At 37.0% G+C, this 13,318-nt stretch carries 16 protein-coding genes; 5 read left to right on the forward strand and 11 right to left on the reverse strand.

All coding sequences use genetic code 11. The annotated features are described in order from the left end of the window. The first annotated feature begins 329 nt into the window (after window positions 1-329). The 4 genes from AO058_RS15610 (at window position 330) to AO058_RS15625 (ending at window position 4,476) form a co-directional block, all read left to right on the forward strand. A complete protein-coding gene (locus AO058_RS15610; RefSeq protein ID WP_075327384.1) occupies window positions 330-1,463 on the forward strand; it encodes a DmpA family aminopeptidase in 1,134 nt (377 codons plus the stop codon). A 215-nt stretch (window positions 1,464-1,678) separates the two neighbouring features. Further along, complete coding sequence (locus AO058_RS15615; protein WP_075327385.1) at window positions 1,679-2,284, forward strand: hypothetical protein; 606 nt, start codon at window positions 1,679-1,681, stop codon at window positions 2,282-2,284. Between the two features lie 273 nt (window positions 2,285-2,557). Then, the gene (locus AO058_RS15620) at window positions 2,558-3,061 is read left to right on the forward strand and encodes a YkgJ family cysteine cluster protein (RefSeq protein ID WP_075327386.1); all 504 of its coding nucleotides are present in this window, start codon (window positions 2,558-2,560) and stop codon (window positions 3,059-3,061) included. Window positions 3,062-3,321: 260 nt separating this feature from the next. Then, on the forward strand, window positions 3,322-4,476 hold the full coding sequence (locus AO058_RS15625; RefSeq protein WP_075327387.1) for a porin: 1,155 nt from the start codon (window positions 3,322-3,324) through the stop codon (window positions 4,474-4,476). Between the two features lie 52 nt (window positions 4,477-4,528). Here AO058_RS15625 and AO058_RS15630 read toward each other — a convergent pair whose 3' ends face one another. From AO058_RS15630 to AO058_RS15680, 11 genes are all read right to left on the reverse strand, one after another. Further along, window positions 4,529-5,389 (reverse strand): aminotransferase class IV, encoded by an 861-nt coding sequence (locus tag AO058_RS15630; protein ID WP_075327388.1) that lies wholly within the window; start codon window positions 5,387-5,389, stop codon window positions 4,529-4,531. Between the two features lie 180 nt (window positions 5,390-5,569). Next, a complete protein-coding gene (locus AO058_RS15635; protein ID WP_075327389.1) occupies window positions 5,570-5,851 on the reverse strand; it encodes a hypothetical protein in 282 nt (93 codons plus the stop codon). Continuing rightward, a complete protein-coding gene (locus AO058_RS15640) occupies window positions 5,852-7,471 on the reverse strand; it encodes an amidase family protein (RefSeq protein ID WP_075327390.1) in 1,620 nt (539 codons plus the stop codon). It abuts the gene before it with no gap. Between the two features lie 80 nt (window positions 7,472-7,551). Beyond that, the gene (gene ftsY / locus AO058_RS15645) at window positions 7,552-8,505 is read right to left on the reverse strand and encodes a signal recognition particle-docking protein FtsY (protein WP_075327391.1); all 954 of its coding nucleotides are present in this window, start codon (window positions 8,503-8,505) and stop codon (window positions 7,552-7,554) included. 229 nt (window positions 8,506-8,734) lie between these two features. Continuing rightward, entirely contained in the window at window positions 8,735-8,887 is a 153-nt protein-coding gene (locus tag AO058_RS15650) for a DUF4295 domain-containing protein (RefSeq protein ID WP_075327392.1), read from the reverse strand. A 6-nt stretch (window positions 8,888-8,893) separates the two neighbouring features. Further along, the gene (gene rpmG / locus AO058_RS15655; protein ID WP_075327393.1) at window positions 8,894-9,076 is read right to left on the reverse strand and encodes a 50S ribosomal protein L33; all 183 of its coding nucleotides are present in this window, start codon (window positions 9,074-9,076) and stop codon (window positions 8,894-8,896) included. A 25-nt stretch (window positions 9,077-9,101) separates the two neighbouring features. Beyond that, window positions 9,102-9,341 carry a 50S ribosomal protein L28 gene (gene rpmB / locus AO058_RS15660; RefSeq protein ID WP_057480126.1) on the reverse strand — a complete coding sequence of 80 codons (240 nt, stop codon included), beginning with the start codon at window positions 9,339-9,341 and terminating at the stop codon, window positions 9,102-9,104. A 275-nt stretch (window positions 9,342-9,616) separates the two neighbouring features. Beyond that, window positions 9,617-10,879, reverse strand: coding sequence for a competence/damage-inducible protein A (locus AO058_RS15665; RefSeq protein ID WP_075327394.1), 1,263 nt, complete (start codon window positions 10,877-10,879; stop codon window positions 9,617-9,619). Then, on the reverse strand, window positions 10,876-11,217 hold the full coding sequence (locus tag AO058_RS15670; RefSeq protein ID WP_075327395.1) for an Hpt domain-containing protein: 342 nt from the start codon (window positions 11,215-11,217) through the stop codon (window positions 10,876-10,878). The genes AO058_RS15665 and AO058_RS15670 overlap by 4 nt, the downstream gene beginning before the upstream one ends. Window positions 11,218-11,221: 4 nt before the next feature. Continuing rightward, a complete protein-coding gene (locus tag AO058_RS15675) occupies window positions 11,222-11,836 on the reverse strand; it encodes a fumarylacetoacetate hydrolase family protein (protein ID WP_075327396.1) in 615 nt (204 codons plus the stop codon). A gap of 18 nt (window positions 11,837-11,854) precedes the next feature. After that, the gene (locus AO058_RS15680) at window positions 11,855-12,631 is read right to left on the reverse strand and encodes a 3'-5' exonuclease (protein ID WP_075327397.1); all 777 of its coding nucleotides are present in this window, start codon (window positions 12,629-12,631) and stop codon (window positions 11,855-11,857) included. A gap of 229 nt (window positions 12,632-12,860) precedes the next feature. Here AO058_RS15680 and AO058_RS15685 point away from each other — a divergent pair, with 229 nt between their 5' ends. After that, entirely contained in the window at window positions 12,861-13,280 is a 420-nt protein-coding gene (locus AO058_RS15685; RefSeq protein WP_075327398.1) for a BLUF domain-containing protein, read from the forward strand. The last annotated feature ends 38 nt before the right edge of the window (window positions 13,281-13,318 follow it).

Consider the following 13,318-nt stretch of genomic DNA (forward strand, 5'->3'; position numbering starts at 1 on the left):
TATAATTTGAACTACAGCAGGTTAATATTGAAAGGAATAGCATAGAATATATTTCTCTATGTTCTTTTTTGCATTGCTCAAAAAAGAACCAAAAAACGCCAGACTTACTTTTCTCTCCTTGAAAACACTACGCTGATTGCCTATCTTGCTCATTGCAACCGCTGCGCCAGGCAATGCTTCACTGCCCACCGTTTACAATCAGCCTGGTTTTGCTACGGAAATAAAATTAGGCCGTTATGGTTAAAAACCCGTTCAGTAATTTCAAAATATACCATAAGAACTATTTTGTAACTTTCCATTCTTTGAACAACTCAACAATCGAATCGTTAATGAAAAATTATATCCTCCTCACTTCCCTCCTGTTTTTAATGCTGAATACCTTAAACGCACAGCAGCGTGTAGAAGAAATTCCGTTGAAAATTGGGGTAATGCAAAGAGGAACGCTAAACGCGATTACCGATGTTGAAGGGGTAAAAGTTGGGCATACTACGCTGGTTAAAGGAGATTCGGTGCGTACCGGCGTGACGGCCATTCTTCCGCATGGTGGGAATATTTTTCAGCAGAAAGTACCCGCAGCGGTTTTTGTGGGAAATGGCTTTGGAAAACTGGCCGGCAGCACACAAATTAATGAACTGGGAAACCTGGAAACTCCTGTGATCCTTACCAACACCTTAAACGTTCCCACCGCGATGGATGCGTTGATAAAATATACACTAAACCTGCCCGGCAATGAAAACGTGCGCTCGGTAAACGCTGTGGTAGGCGAAACTAATGACGGCTATTTAAACGATATTCGCGGACAACATGTGACCAATGCAGATGTAATTTCAGCAATTCAAAATGCAAAAATCGGGAAAGTGACTGAAGGAAATGTTGGCGCCGGCACGGGTACCATCGCTTTTGGTTATAAAGGCGGGATTGGCACAGCTTCCCGAAAACTGCCTGAAAGCCTGGGCAGTTATACTTTAGGTGTTTTGGTGCAGAGTAATTTTGGCGGGGTTTTGCAAATTGCCGGCGTACCGGTGGGACAAAAGCTGGGAAACTACAGTTTTAGCAATAATTTACAGAATAATGTAGACGGTTCCTCTATGATGGTGGTAGCTACCGATGCACCACTGAACAACCGAAACCTGGAACGCCTGGCTAAACGAGCATTCCTCGGACTCGCAAAAACCGGTGGAATTGCTTCCAACGGCAGCGGCGATTATGTGATCGCTTTTTCTACTGCGGAAGGTGTGAGGGTTCCGTATAAAATAGAAACTAAAACCCTGGAGCAAGAACTGGTTCCCAACGATTTGATGTCACCGCTTTTTATGGCTGCCATTGAAGCCACCGAAGAAGCCATTTTAAATTCTTTATTTATGGCCGAAACCACTACCGGATTTAAAGGCCGAACTATAAAAGCTTTACCTAAAGAGGAAGTTTTACAATACTTAAAAGAAGCCGGGGTTTTGGAAGATTAGCACTAAGGTTGTTTTAATTATTACCGACTCATCAACAAAACTCGCTATTGTATTAATAAAAAAGTTAAAAACCTGTTGGTAAATAGCCCAAAAATTACGGTTTCCTACAGTTTTAAGCCTTGACAATAATTTATATTTGAAAAGCTAAGCATATCCCGGTAGGCTTTTAGTTAAACCTTTGGTTTAAACGGGATAAGAAGAATTGTAGCGCATTTATGAAGACAATTTTTAGAATAATAGTTCCAATAATCTTAATTGCAGTATTTGTAGTTCTAAATATTATTGATAAAGTTAATTGGAAAGCAACAGATTATTTGAGTTTTGGAATGATAGTTCTGACTTATTTCTATGTAGTATTTACTTGGGAAATGTTACAAAGAATAGAAACTCAGAATTATTTAGAAAAGAGACCATATATAATTGCAGATTTTTACAAAGAAAGACAAGTTTTAAAGATTTATGTAGAGAATATTGGTAAAACACCTGCAAAAAATGTCAAAGTTAAATTACAACCAGATATAGTTACTTTTCAGAGTAAATCTTTAAACCAAACTCTATTTGAAAATCCAATCCAATTTTTTCCGCCAGGAAAAAAAGTTGAAACTGCAATTAATTCTATGAATACATTTTTCAAAGAAGAAGAAAATAGAAATTTTCAAATTAAAATTCTCTACGAAGATGTTGCTACAAATAAGGAATTTAGCGAAGTAATTGATATTGATTTAGATCATTTAGCACAAGAGAATGATATAATAACTAAGACAACCCATGATTTAGTCAAAAGTATTGATAAACTTACTAACGAAATTAAGAGAACATAAACGCGCAACAATAACAACGATCACTTGCCAATAGCAGATAGCGTTAGAAAATAATTAACTTGACCAACAAACCAGGTCTAAGCCAACAATGCGCGTCACTACACCCGCCAACTTACAAACCATAACCGTTAGCCACCAATTCAAGTCAGAAGACTAAAAAATTTCAATTAAAAACAAATACGGAAATTATACCTGCGTAAACGGCTATGTTTACACTACATTAGCCGGATATGAATAAGCAATTTATATTAGACAGCTTAAAATTCAGGAAATATGAGTGACCCAACAAATATCTGTTTGGCTTGTGGTTTATGTTGTGATGGTACTTTAATTGGTTTTGTACAGCTCGATAGAGAAGAGCTAGCACCAGTAAAACAGCTGATGGATATTGAACAAACGGGTGAAAATGGAATGTTTTTTCTACCCTGTAATGAACTTGGCTGCAATGGTTGTAATATTTATTCTCAAAGACCGAAAGCATGTAGAAATTTTGAGTGTGGAGTTTTGAAATCTGTAGAAAAAAAGGAGTTGACTTTTGATAAGGCCACTGAAGTGATTGCTGTAGTTAAGCAAAAAAAGATAGCTATTGAAAAACAAGTAGCAACTTTACAAATTGAACTACAATCCAAATCATTTCACTTTAAAACGCTTGAATTGAAAAAGTTGCTTCGGAAAGATAAGTCTGAATTATCCTTATCAGAAAACCACCAGGAATTGAAATTGGAGCTCGAGGAACTTGAGGAGTTATTATCAAAGAGTTTTGGTGTTTCGTTTTAATCAAGAACCTCGGGGCAAGCCCACGAGGTATGAGTGGAAAAATTATCTTTTCGTTCGAGGCAAGCCTCGGAGCATTTAAATCTCGATTATCGAGTAAAAAAGAAGAAGCCTGAAAACTATTTTCCCGGAAACAATAGACGCCAGCAATCGGCAAACATTTGCTAAAATTCCAGAGCTTTTCTAATTGTTAGTTAAATTTTAGTAGATTTATAAAGATTCCTAAGGAATAATTTCCTTTCTAACCCATACTTCCAATTCTTATGGTAAAATCATATTTAATAAGTCTGCTTTTATTAATTCCGTTGTTGGGGTTCTCGCAACAAAAAGACAGTCTGGGTGAACCTCTTATCCCATCAAACAAAATAGAGCTCTTAAAAAATATCAATTTTACCTTCGGTATGCGTATGGGATTCCAGGCATATACCTTTAGAGGTGGAGATAACTATTACAATGGGATCCAATTTCTAAATGGTTTTACGGCTCTGGGAATTTCCGGAAAATTACACGAAAGGGTAAATTTTACATTTAGAAACCGTTTTAATAGAAATAGCGATGTACAAACCCTGGATAGATTAGGCAGCGATATAGAACTGGCGTTTATAGATATTAAAGCCAGCCCAAAGCTGAATATTAGACTTGGAAAAATGAATCCATTTTACGGCGGCTATGAATACGAGTTCAGTCCGTTGTATGTTTTGGAATATAATGATGTTTACAACAATGTTTTGGCTTTTGTTACCGGGGCCGGAATTACCTACCAGGCTTTAGAGAATCATAATTTTGGTTTCCAGGTTTTAAACTCCCGAACGATGCATTACGATGATCTGTATGGGGATATTGTTGCTGAAAATATCCAGGAACCAGATTGGCCGGTGGCTTTTGTGGGAAACTGGCGCGGAAGTTTTTTTGATGGTAAACTGGAAACCATTTATAGTTTAAGCCATTCTTATGAAGTTAAAAAAAGAGGAACTACTTTTTTTACTTTAGGACACAAATATCAAAACAAGAATTTCAGCCTAATGTATGACTTTCACTACAGTTATGAGGAAGTAGATACAAAAGGCATTCTCACCAGTATTGTTGATGACGAATCTATAGCCGAAGATGTTTTATATATAGAAAACTGGATAAGGGCAGAATACCGTTTTAGTCCAAAATTTACCGGTTTACTAACGCTAATGACGAGCAGTGCCTACGATGATATAAAAGCAAGCAATGAGCACATAAGACGAAGCTACGGAATGAACCCAACCGTGTATTACAGCCCGTTTAAAAATATTGATCTCCGGTTTTTCTTTGCTTATATTGGCCGTTATTTTGATTATTCTGAATTTGCTACACAAAATTTTGATGTCTCCAGTTATAATAAAAATGAAGTAAGGATTGGTTTTATTGCTCCGTTGTTATTATTGTAATCGAGTTTTTCCTTTTATTTTTCTGAATTCTATGAACGGATTATTATAAAACCTACCCCCTCGTCCTCTTAATAAAAACCTCCTTTAATTTTTTTGTAAGGCTGTCTTTTTGAGCGCTGTAGACTTTTTTGTTTTTGTGAGTAATAGAACTTATAGGAATAATTTGCGTGGTGGTGCCGGTAACAAAGATTTCCTCTACTTCTACCAATTCGTCAATATGTACAGGTTTTTCAACCACTTTTATATTTAAGTCGGCACAGATGTTAATCACCTCGGCGCGGGTAATACCAGAGAGTATCTTATGGCCTTCGGGATGGGTATGTACTACGCCATATTTTACAAAAAATAAGCTGGAATGCGAACCTTCAGTAAAATAACCTTTGCGCACCAATAGGTTTTCGGCAAACCCGGCAGCGATGGCTTCCTCGTTGGCCATAACATTCGCCAAAAGTGCTGTCGACTTTATATCGCAGCGGTGCCAGCGTTTATCTTCTGTGGCTATTACTTCCCAGGTTTTCTTTTCAAAACCTTCTAAAGTCACGGGAAAGGCGTACAGCAACACGGTGGTTTCAATCTTCTCGGGAACAAAATGGCTTCGGGCGGCAACTCCCCTACTTACCTGTATATAAACCGCCGCATCAGCTTCATTTAAATTGGCGCGTTCTATAGCTTCGTACATTAATTTTTCAAGGGAAAATGCATCAAAAGCAACCTGTATCTCGTCCAGGCAATATTGCAGGCGTTTTAGGTGTTCTTTCAGCTTAAAGCCTTTTCCATTATAAAATGGAGTTACTTCATAAATTCCGTCGCCAAACATAAATGCACGGTCAAAAACCGAAACAAAAGCCTCATCGGGTTTCAGCCATTTTCCGTTTAAATAAACTTCCGAAGGGTACTTTTTTTCAGGTTTCATAGTAATAGATTTGTTCTCCGTAAAAAGTCATAATTTAAAATGGTCGTCATCCTGAACTTGTTTCAGGATCTAAGTTGAGTGTATCCTCATGCTATGTTAGATGCTGAAATATCCCGAAGGGTCGGGACAGCATGACGATTTATTCATGATTTTGACCATATGAGTAAAAACGGACATACTTTAATTAAAATACTGGTGCAATTGCTGCAGCCATTGCATTTCGTAATACCGAACTATACTTATTACAATTACCCCTGCAGCTACATAAACCCAGGAATAAGTATCGCGTTTAAGCATAATCCCGCCTATAACGGCAAAAATCACAAATGGAATTGCCATAATAAGGTTTGGCATGGGCCAAGCGTCCTGAAATAAAACGGCAATAATCTTCATAGCGCCATAAAATATGCTGTAGAACAAAATGATCTTGCTAATTAGCGCTTTCAAATTCCGTTGTTTCATTTACTCGTAATTTTTTGGGGATTGTCGACGTTTGGAAGCCTTTTCGTAAGCAAAAGCCCACTGATAAAGTTTATTTTCTTCAGATGATTTTGCGAAAAATGTAAGACCTTTTGGGACGCCATCTTTGTTATAACCCATAGGAACGGTAATTGCGGGATAATGAGCAACCGCGGCGAAACCAGCGTGATAATTATTTATGGATAAAATTCCGTCTAAATTGTGTTCCTGCATGGGAGTATCAAAATACTTTTTTCCTTTCTCGCTTAAATCATTCTTTATAGAATCAAGATTGGTAGAATCAGCCGACTCGTGTAAGATTCCATCAAACAGGGTTTGGCCGTACGGCATTCTGCTCACAGAATCTTTTAAATTGAATTTCACAATATCGTCTACCGAAGCAAAACCTGTTTTACCACCATATTTTTCAAAATACTCGGGTAGATCTTTTTTCATATCCAGGCTTAGCAAACGCAAAAAGTTTTCCAGCTCAATTTCTTCGGCTTCAAATTCTACAATTTCGGCTCCTGCATTTCTTAGATCGTTCACCGCCAGTTTGTAAAGAGAATCTTCTTTTATTAATTGTTTAAAAGCACCAAATCGTTTTCCTTCCAAACTTGTATTTTCAAAATTGAAATCGGTATCCTCTACTTCTACTGAAAGCGTATCTTCAACATCTTTCCCGGTCATTGCTGAATATAAAATTGCATTATCTATAACTGATTTTGACATAGGTCCGGGAGTATCTAAATAGCTGGAAATAGGCACAATCCCACCCCGACTTAAATTACCGATAGTTGGTTTTAACCCTACTACCGAATTCTGGCTGGAAGGCGAAAGAATAGATCCTGAAGTTTCAGATCCTACAGCTACAGGAGCAAGATTTGCCGCCACCGCAACTGCACTACCCGAACTGGAACCACCGGTATCAAAAATCTTTCTTCCGTAGGGGTTTAAGGTTTGTCCGCCAACCGCAGAGTAACCGCTGGGGCATTCGCCGCAAAAGAAATAAGCCCATTCACTTAGGTTGGCTTTTCCAAGAATTAGGGCACCGTTTTCTTTTAATTTTTGAACTATAAAAGCATCTTCGGTCTGATTATTTTGCAACGCAATAGCTCCCGCTGTTGTTGGCATATTTTGCGTATTGATATTATCTTTTAAAAAAACCGGAATTCCGTTAATCAAATGATTTTCTGCTGAATTATTTAATTGCTTATCTTTTTTTCGTGCTTCTTCCAGCAAGTTTGGATTCAGAGAAATAACCGAGTTTAAGGAAAGTTCATTCTCACGGTCAATTTTTTTAATTCGATATAAGTAAAACAGGGAAAGTTCCTCGTAAGTAAGCTCCCCCTTTTTGACTGCTTCCTGGATTTCAGGAATATTTTTATCGAAAATAAGCGGTTTTATCGATTGATATTTTTCTTCAGAAAATTCTGCTAAATCGTTTTCAAAAGGAGACCAAAGAGAATCCTGGGAAATATTTTTTGAATCTAAAACTTTAAATTCCTCTTCCTTTTCGGTTTTTAGCGAGTCCTGGGTTTCGGTATTTTCAGCTTCAGAATTTTTATCATTTCCGCAGGAAATTAAAGCGGGAAGCAGAAGAAGGAATAAAAGTTTTTTCATTTATTATAATTTTAAAAACTGGAGGTTAAATGAAATATTAATCAATAAACTACCGATTTTCTTAACACCGAAAAATAAGCTTACTGTCTGAAGAAAGAATCTACAAATTCGTATTTATTAAAAACCTGCAAATCTTCTACACCTTCACCTACACCAATATATTTAACCGGAATTTTAAACTGATCGCTTATACCAATTACAACGCCGCCTTTTGCTGTACCATCTAATTTTGTAACGGCAAGAGAAGTTACTTCTGTAGCCGCTGTAAACTGTTTTGCCTGTTCAAAAGCATTTTGCCCGGTAGAGCCATCTAAAACCAATAGAACCTCGTGCGGAGCATTAGGAATCACCTTTTGCATTACACGTTTTACTTTGGTAAGCTCGTTCATTAAATTCACTTTATTGTGAAGTCTCCCGGCGGTATCTATAAGCACTACATCTGCGTTTTGTTTTACTGCGCTTTGCACGGTATCAAAAGCAACAGAAGCAGGATCGCTGCCCATTTTTTGGCGCACTATAGGCACATCGGTCCTATCCGCCCAAATTTGCAACTGGTCTATGGCCGCTGCTCTAAAAGTATCGGCTGCCCCTAAAACAACTTTTTTCCCGGCGCTTTTAAACTGGTGAGCAAGTTTACCAATTGTAGTAGTTTTACCTACGCCATTAACGCCAACCACCATAATTACATATGGTTTTACATCTGGCAACTGGATATTTGCTGCTTCGCCAGTTTCAGATTCAGAAAGCAGGCCGGCAATTTCCTCCCGCAGTATTTTGTTAAGCTCTTCAGTACCCAAATATTTATCACGAGCTACGCGATCTTCAATTCGGTTTATAATTTTAATGGTAGTAGCCACACCAACATCACTGCTTACCAGTACGTTTTCCAGATCGTCTAAAACTTCTTCGTCTACTTTGGTTTTACCAGCAACGGCTTTACTCATTTTAGACATAAAGCTGGTTTTGGTCTTTTCCAGCCCTTTATCCAGGTTTTCTTTTTTGTCTTTAGAAAATATCTTTTTAAATAAACTCATTTTTTGGAAGGTTTAAAATCAACAAATTCCGGAAATGTTTTCCCGAAATTTTCAGCTGTAAATATAAGCAAATTACTTCGAGGCAAGCCCACGAAGCATTAAGAAGAACTAATTTACGATATCGAAACAAATCCCGGAGCATTTAAATTTCGATTATTGAATAAAAACAAAAAGCCGTCTAGAGTTATCCAGACGGCTTTGTAAATGTTTTCAAGGAAGTTTACTTAGCTTACTTTTTGTTCAAAAAGTCGTTCACTTCTTCCGGAGCCATAATTTGTTCAACAAAAGTATAGGCACCAGATTTTGGAGATTTCACCATTTTAATTGCTTTGGTCAATCTCTTAGACCCTGTTTGTATCGATGCTACTGATTTCTTAGCCATAACTTATTATTTTATCTCTTTATGAACCGTCATTTTCTTAAGGATTGGATTAAATTTCTTTATCTCCAATCTATCCGGTGTATTCTTTTTATTCTTGGTAGTAATGTATCTTGAAGTTCCCGGTTGTCCGGTAGCTTTATGCTCTGTACACTCTAGTATAACCTGTACCCTGTTTCCTTTCTTTGCCATTGTAATGTGTTTTTATGCTTAAGGATTATTTCTTCAAAAATCCTTTTTCTCTTGCCTCTTTAATTACAGCAGAGATGCCTTTTTTATTAATATCTTTAAGTGCAGATGTAGATACCTTTAAAGTGACCCATTTATCTTCCTCAGGAATAAAAAAACGTTTCTTTACCAAATTGGCATTAAATCTACGTTTGGTTTTGTTCATAGCGTGAGAAACATTGTTCCCAACCATCGCTCTTTTACCAGTAAGTTCACAAACTCTTGACATTGCTCTATTCTTTTCTCGTTATTTCAAAACAGGCTGCAAATTAACGATTTTTTCACCTAACAAACAATATTAATTTAAAAAAATATTCCAGCTTTTTGAAATATGGAAATCAAGTCTATTTCTTAGCTAAAAACTCCCTGTTTTCGTTGTGTTAGAAAGCGAACAAACTTTTTCGCTTTGCGAATTTAGCCATTTTTGAAGCAAAAACTATTTAAAATACTGAAATTCAAACCTTAATGTAGGTGATTTCAAAACTTTAAAACTAAAAAATGTGATTAAGGATAGGTCTTTATTTGCTGAAATAACTCTTCCCGAATCATTTCCATGCTTTTGTTTACCGCCTTCCCAATTACTTTATCCCGATGATTCCCAAAGATGAATTTTTTAGCATAAACCTTATTTGGGGCGGCAATTCCTATAAAAACAGTACCAATTTCGGCATCGCTGTCTCCTTTTGCCGGCCCTGCATTTCCGGTGGTAGAAATGGCATAATCGGTTTTAAAAAGATCTCTCACATTTTTTGCCATAGCCATTGCCACTTCCTCACTCACCACCGAGTGTTCTTCTATTAGCTTTTTATCTATTTGTAAAATATCTTCTTTAACACTCGTGGCGTAACTTACCACGCTGCCTTTATAATAATTTGATGCGCCGGGAGGTGTGGCAAATAAATTGGCCAATTTCCCACCGGTACAACTTTCCGCCGTGGATATACTGGCATTAATTTTTAGTAATAATCTTGAAATTTGAATTTCTATAGGCTCATCGTCTTCATACCCAACAATAATATCGCCTATAATCCCGTGCAAATCGGTAATAAGGCTTTCTACACTGTTTTTAAGATGTTCTTCGTTATCGCCTTTCGCAGTTAAACGCAAACGCACCCTGCCCAGGTTGGGCAAATACGCCAGTTTAATGTATGGCGGGAAATTGTTTTCCCAATCTTCAATTTTATCGGCAATGGCGCTTTCTCCCATCCCGTAGGTTAAAACGGTTTTATGCAGAATAACCGGCCTTTTAAACGTTTGCTGAAGCTTAGGCACAACTTCATCTTCTATGAGCGCTTTCATTTCAAAAGGAACGCCTGGCAAAGAAATATAAGCTTTTTCCTCGCTTTCAAACCACATTCCTGCTGCTGTACCATACTTATTTTTTAAAGCCAGGGCTTTAGAGGGTAACATGGCCTGTTTTCGGTTTAAATCGGAAATTGGAGTTTCTATATATTTATCAAAAAGAAATTCTATATGCTTGAGTACTTCCTCGTTTTTCACGAGTTTATCATTGAAAAATTCGCATAAACAATCTTTGGTAATATCGTCTTTGGTAGGCCCAAGACCGCCAGTAATAATTATGATATCGGCACGGTTTTTAGCCTCGTACAAAGCTTCCAGGATATGACTTTTTTCGTCTTCTACCGTAGAAATTTGTTTTACCGAAATACCAATTTTGTTTAATTCTTTAGCGATAAAAGCTGAATTGGTATCTATAATCTGGCCAATTAGAATCTCATCTCCAATGGTAATTATTTCTGCTTTCATTCCAGTTCAAAATCTCTTTTAAGGGCAATGCTGGCCACATTTACTTTCTTGGTGATTTTAGATGCCGCGGTGGGAACTTCGTCTTTCTTTTTCCCGGCTTTTGCCCAGGCCTCAATCACCTTTACCTCGTCCATAAGTTCCAGGCCAAACAGCTGTAAATTAGGTTTCATTTTATGGGCAAATTGATAAGCAAGATCAGGATTATCGTTAGAAATAGCCTCGTTCATCGCTTCTACATCTGGCGGAATTTCTTCTAAAAAGGTTTGTACCACTATTTTCATGAAATCTTCGTCGCCACCGGCCATTTCTTTAACCTCACTTAAATCGTAGTTGCTCATAGTACTATTTTATTTGAATTGAAAAGATTTGTTTGTCTTCTAAAAATCCGGTTAATCTATCTTCTGGCGTTACTTTGCCAACACCGGCCGGGGTCCCGGTAAAGATAACATCACCTATTTTTAAAGTAAAAAACTGTGAAATATAGGCAATTAGCTCATCTATTTTCCACAGCATCAATCGGGTATTGCTTTTTTGAACGGTTTCCCCGTTCTTTTCTAAACTAAAGTTAAGCATATTTATATCGCCAACCGCATCTTTGGGCAACCATTTTTCTCCTATTACCGCAGCTCCATCAAAAGCTTTTGCTTTTTCCCAGGGCAATCCTTTGTCCTTTAATTTTTGCTGAAGATCTCTGGCGGTAAAATCTATCCCAAGGCCAACTTCCTCATAATATTTATGCGCAAATTTCTCCTGAATATGTTTTCCTACTTTTTTGATCTTCACCAAAACCTCAACTTCATAATGAACATCGTTAGAAAAATCAGGGATAAAAAAGGGCTGTTTTTTTAATAAAATAGAAGTATCTGGTTTCAGAAAAATTACCGGATCTTCGGGTTTTTCATTTTGTAATTCAGAAATATGATCGGTATAGTTTCTGCCAATGCAAATTATTTTCATAAGTAGGCCTGGTAAAAATTATTTCAACTTGGTATTTAATTTTCTCAATTTTATAGCGGTAAGTACTTTTTTGGTATAAAGTGGAAAATCGGCATTCTGGATCCATCCAAAATAACCCGGTTCCTCCTCCAACACCTTTTCTACATTTTTACCACGGTATTTTCCAAAAGCAAAAACTTCGTTTCCTTTTTTATCATACGCGATAAATCCGGCGAAATCTGCAAATTTATTCCTCGCAGAATAATCGGCAAGGTATTTCATATCATTTTGCAAATCGTCATACCTATCTAACTGCGATTTTAAAACCTCGTAGGTTGCCGTGGTATCTGCTTCAGCACTATGGGCATCTATAAGATCTTTTCCGCAGTAAAACTGGTATGCGGCTGCCAAAGTTCTTTGTTCTTTTTTATGAAAAATAGTTTGTACATCTACAGCCACCACGTTTTTCATTTCAAAATCTATCCCGGCGCGTAGAAGTTCTTCTACCAGTAAAGGAATATCAAATCTATTGGAATTGTAACCACCTAGATCACAACCTTTAATCATATCGTGCACCTGGGAGGAAAGTTCTTTAAACGTGGGCTCATTAGCCACTTTCTCGTCTGAAATTCCGTGAATTGCCACCACTTCTTTGGGAATAGCCATTTCTGGGTTTACCAGCCAGGTTTTGCTTTCCTTGTTTCCGTTAGGAAAAACTTTAAGGATAGCGATTTCTACAATACGGTCTTTTGCCACATTTGTTCCCGTGGTTTCGAGATCAAAAAAACAAATGGGTCTCGTTAGGTTTAATTCCATAAAGGAGCTTGATTTTGGGGGTAAATATACTATAATTTATGGGCTTTGACTTATTAAGCAAGTTTTGAAAAATAAAGATTTACAGCCGTAAAAAATTTAATTTGACAGAAGTTTGAATATTAGAACACATTATTGGATATACAATCTTAATCCCTTTTAAATCACTAAATATTCCTTCAACTAAACCTAATAACATTTTTTATCTTTGAATATATTAAAAAATAACAGGATGTTTAAATACTTAGCATACGTAAGCAGGCAAAGTCACGTGATTACCGATAATGATTTAAAGGAACTTCTAAGTAAATCCCGAACTCGCAATAGCGAAATTGAGGTAACAGGTATGCTAATCTATTTCCACGGAAGCTTTATTCAATACCTGGAAGGAAAAGAGGAGAATATTGATAGCCTATATAATAAGATTGCTGAAGACAGGCGTCACCAAAGTGTAACTGAAATAGACTCAGGTTTTAGTGAAAAACGCGCGTTTTCTGAATGGTCTATGGCGTTTAAAAAGCTACAAAAAGATGAAGCTTTTGAAATTCTTGGTTATAAAGACCTGGAAACAGCGCAGCTTTTTGACAATTACCAAAGCCCGGATGAGCACCCTGCTTTAAACCTATTAAATAACTACGTAAAGAATCTTTGAAAGCAGAAAAACTAAAAAAATCGTCAAGCTGTCCCGAA

It is taken from the genome of Salegentibacter sp. T436 (genome assembly GCF_001932675.1).
Lineage (GTDB): Bacteria > Bacteroidota > Bacteroidia > Flavobacteriales > Flavobacteriaceae > Salegentibacter > Salegentibacter agarivorans.

What these genes read in the sequence shown, in the direction of transcription:
- AO058_RS15650 (WP_075327392.1), bottom strand. Translation starts at nt 8,887, where the DNA reads ATGGCTAAGAAATCAGTAGCATCGATACAAACAGGGTCTAAGAGATTG.
- AO058_RS15665 (WP_075327394.1), bottom strand. Translation starts at nt 10,879, where the DNA reads ATGAAAGCAGAAATAATTACCATTGGAGATGAGATTCTAATTGGCCAG.
- AO058_RS15685 (WP_075327398.1), top strand. Translation starts at nt 12,861, where the DNA reads ATGTTTAAATACTTAGCATACGTAAGCAGGCAAAGTCACGTGATTACC.
- AO058_RS15675 (WP_075327396.1), bottom strand. Translation starts at nt 11,836, where the DNA reads ATGAAAATAATTTGCATTGGCAGAAACTATACCGATCATATTTCTGAA.
- rpmB (WP_057480126.1), bottom strand. Translation starts at nt 9,341, where the DNA reads ATGTCAAGAGTTTGTGAACTTACTGGTAAAAGAGCGATGGTTGGGAAC.
- AO058_RS15610 (WP_075327384.1), top strand. Translation starts at nt 330, where the DNA reads ATGAAAAATTATATCCTCCTCACTTCCCTCCTGTTTTTAATGCTGAAT.
- AO058_RS15670 (WP_075327395.1), bottom strand. Translation starts at nt 11,217, where the DNA reads ATGAGCAACTACGATTTAAGTGAGGTTAAAGAAATGGCCGGTGGCGAC.
- AO058_RS15615 (WP_075327385.1), top strand. Translation starts at nt 1,679, where the DNA reads ATGAAGACAATTTTTAGAATAATAGTTCCAATAATCTTAATTGCAGTA.
- ftsY (WP_075327391.1), bottom strand. Translation starts at nt 8,505, where the DNA reads ATGAGTTTATTTAAAAAGATATTTTCTAAAGACAAAAAAGAAAACCTG.
- AO058_RS15630 (WP_075327388.1), bottom strand. Translation starts at nt 5,389, where the DNA reads ATGAAACCTGAAAAAAAGTACCCTTCGGAAGTTTATTTAAACGGAAAA.
- AO058_RS15680 (WP_075327397.1), bottom strand. Translation starts at nt 12,631, where the DNA reads ATGGAATTAAACCTAACGAGACCCATTTGTTTTTTTGATCTCGAAACC.
- AO058_RS15635 (WP_075327389.1), bottom strand. Translation starts at nt 5,851, where the DNA reads ATGAAACAACGGAATTTGAAAGCGCTAATTAGCAAGATCATTTTGTTC.
- rpmG (WP_075327393.1), bottom strand. Translation starts at nt 9,076, where the DNA reads ATGGCAAAGAAAGGAAACAGGGTACAGGTTATACTAGAGTGTACAGAG.
- AO058_RS15620 (WP_075327386.1), top strand. Translation starts at nt 2,558, where the DNA reads ATGAGTGACCCAACAAATATCTGTTTGGCTTGTGGTTTATGTTGTGAT.
- AO058_RS15625 (WP_075327387.1), top strand. Translation starts at nt 3,322, where the DNA reads ATGGTAAAATCATATTTAATAAGTCTGCTTTTATTAATTCCGTTGTTG.
- AO058_RS15640 (WP_075327390.1), bottom strand. Translation starts at nt 7,471, where the DNA reads ATGAAAAAACTTTTATTCCTTCTTCTGCTTCCCGCTTTAATTTCCTGC.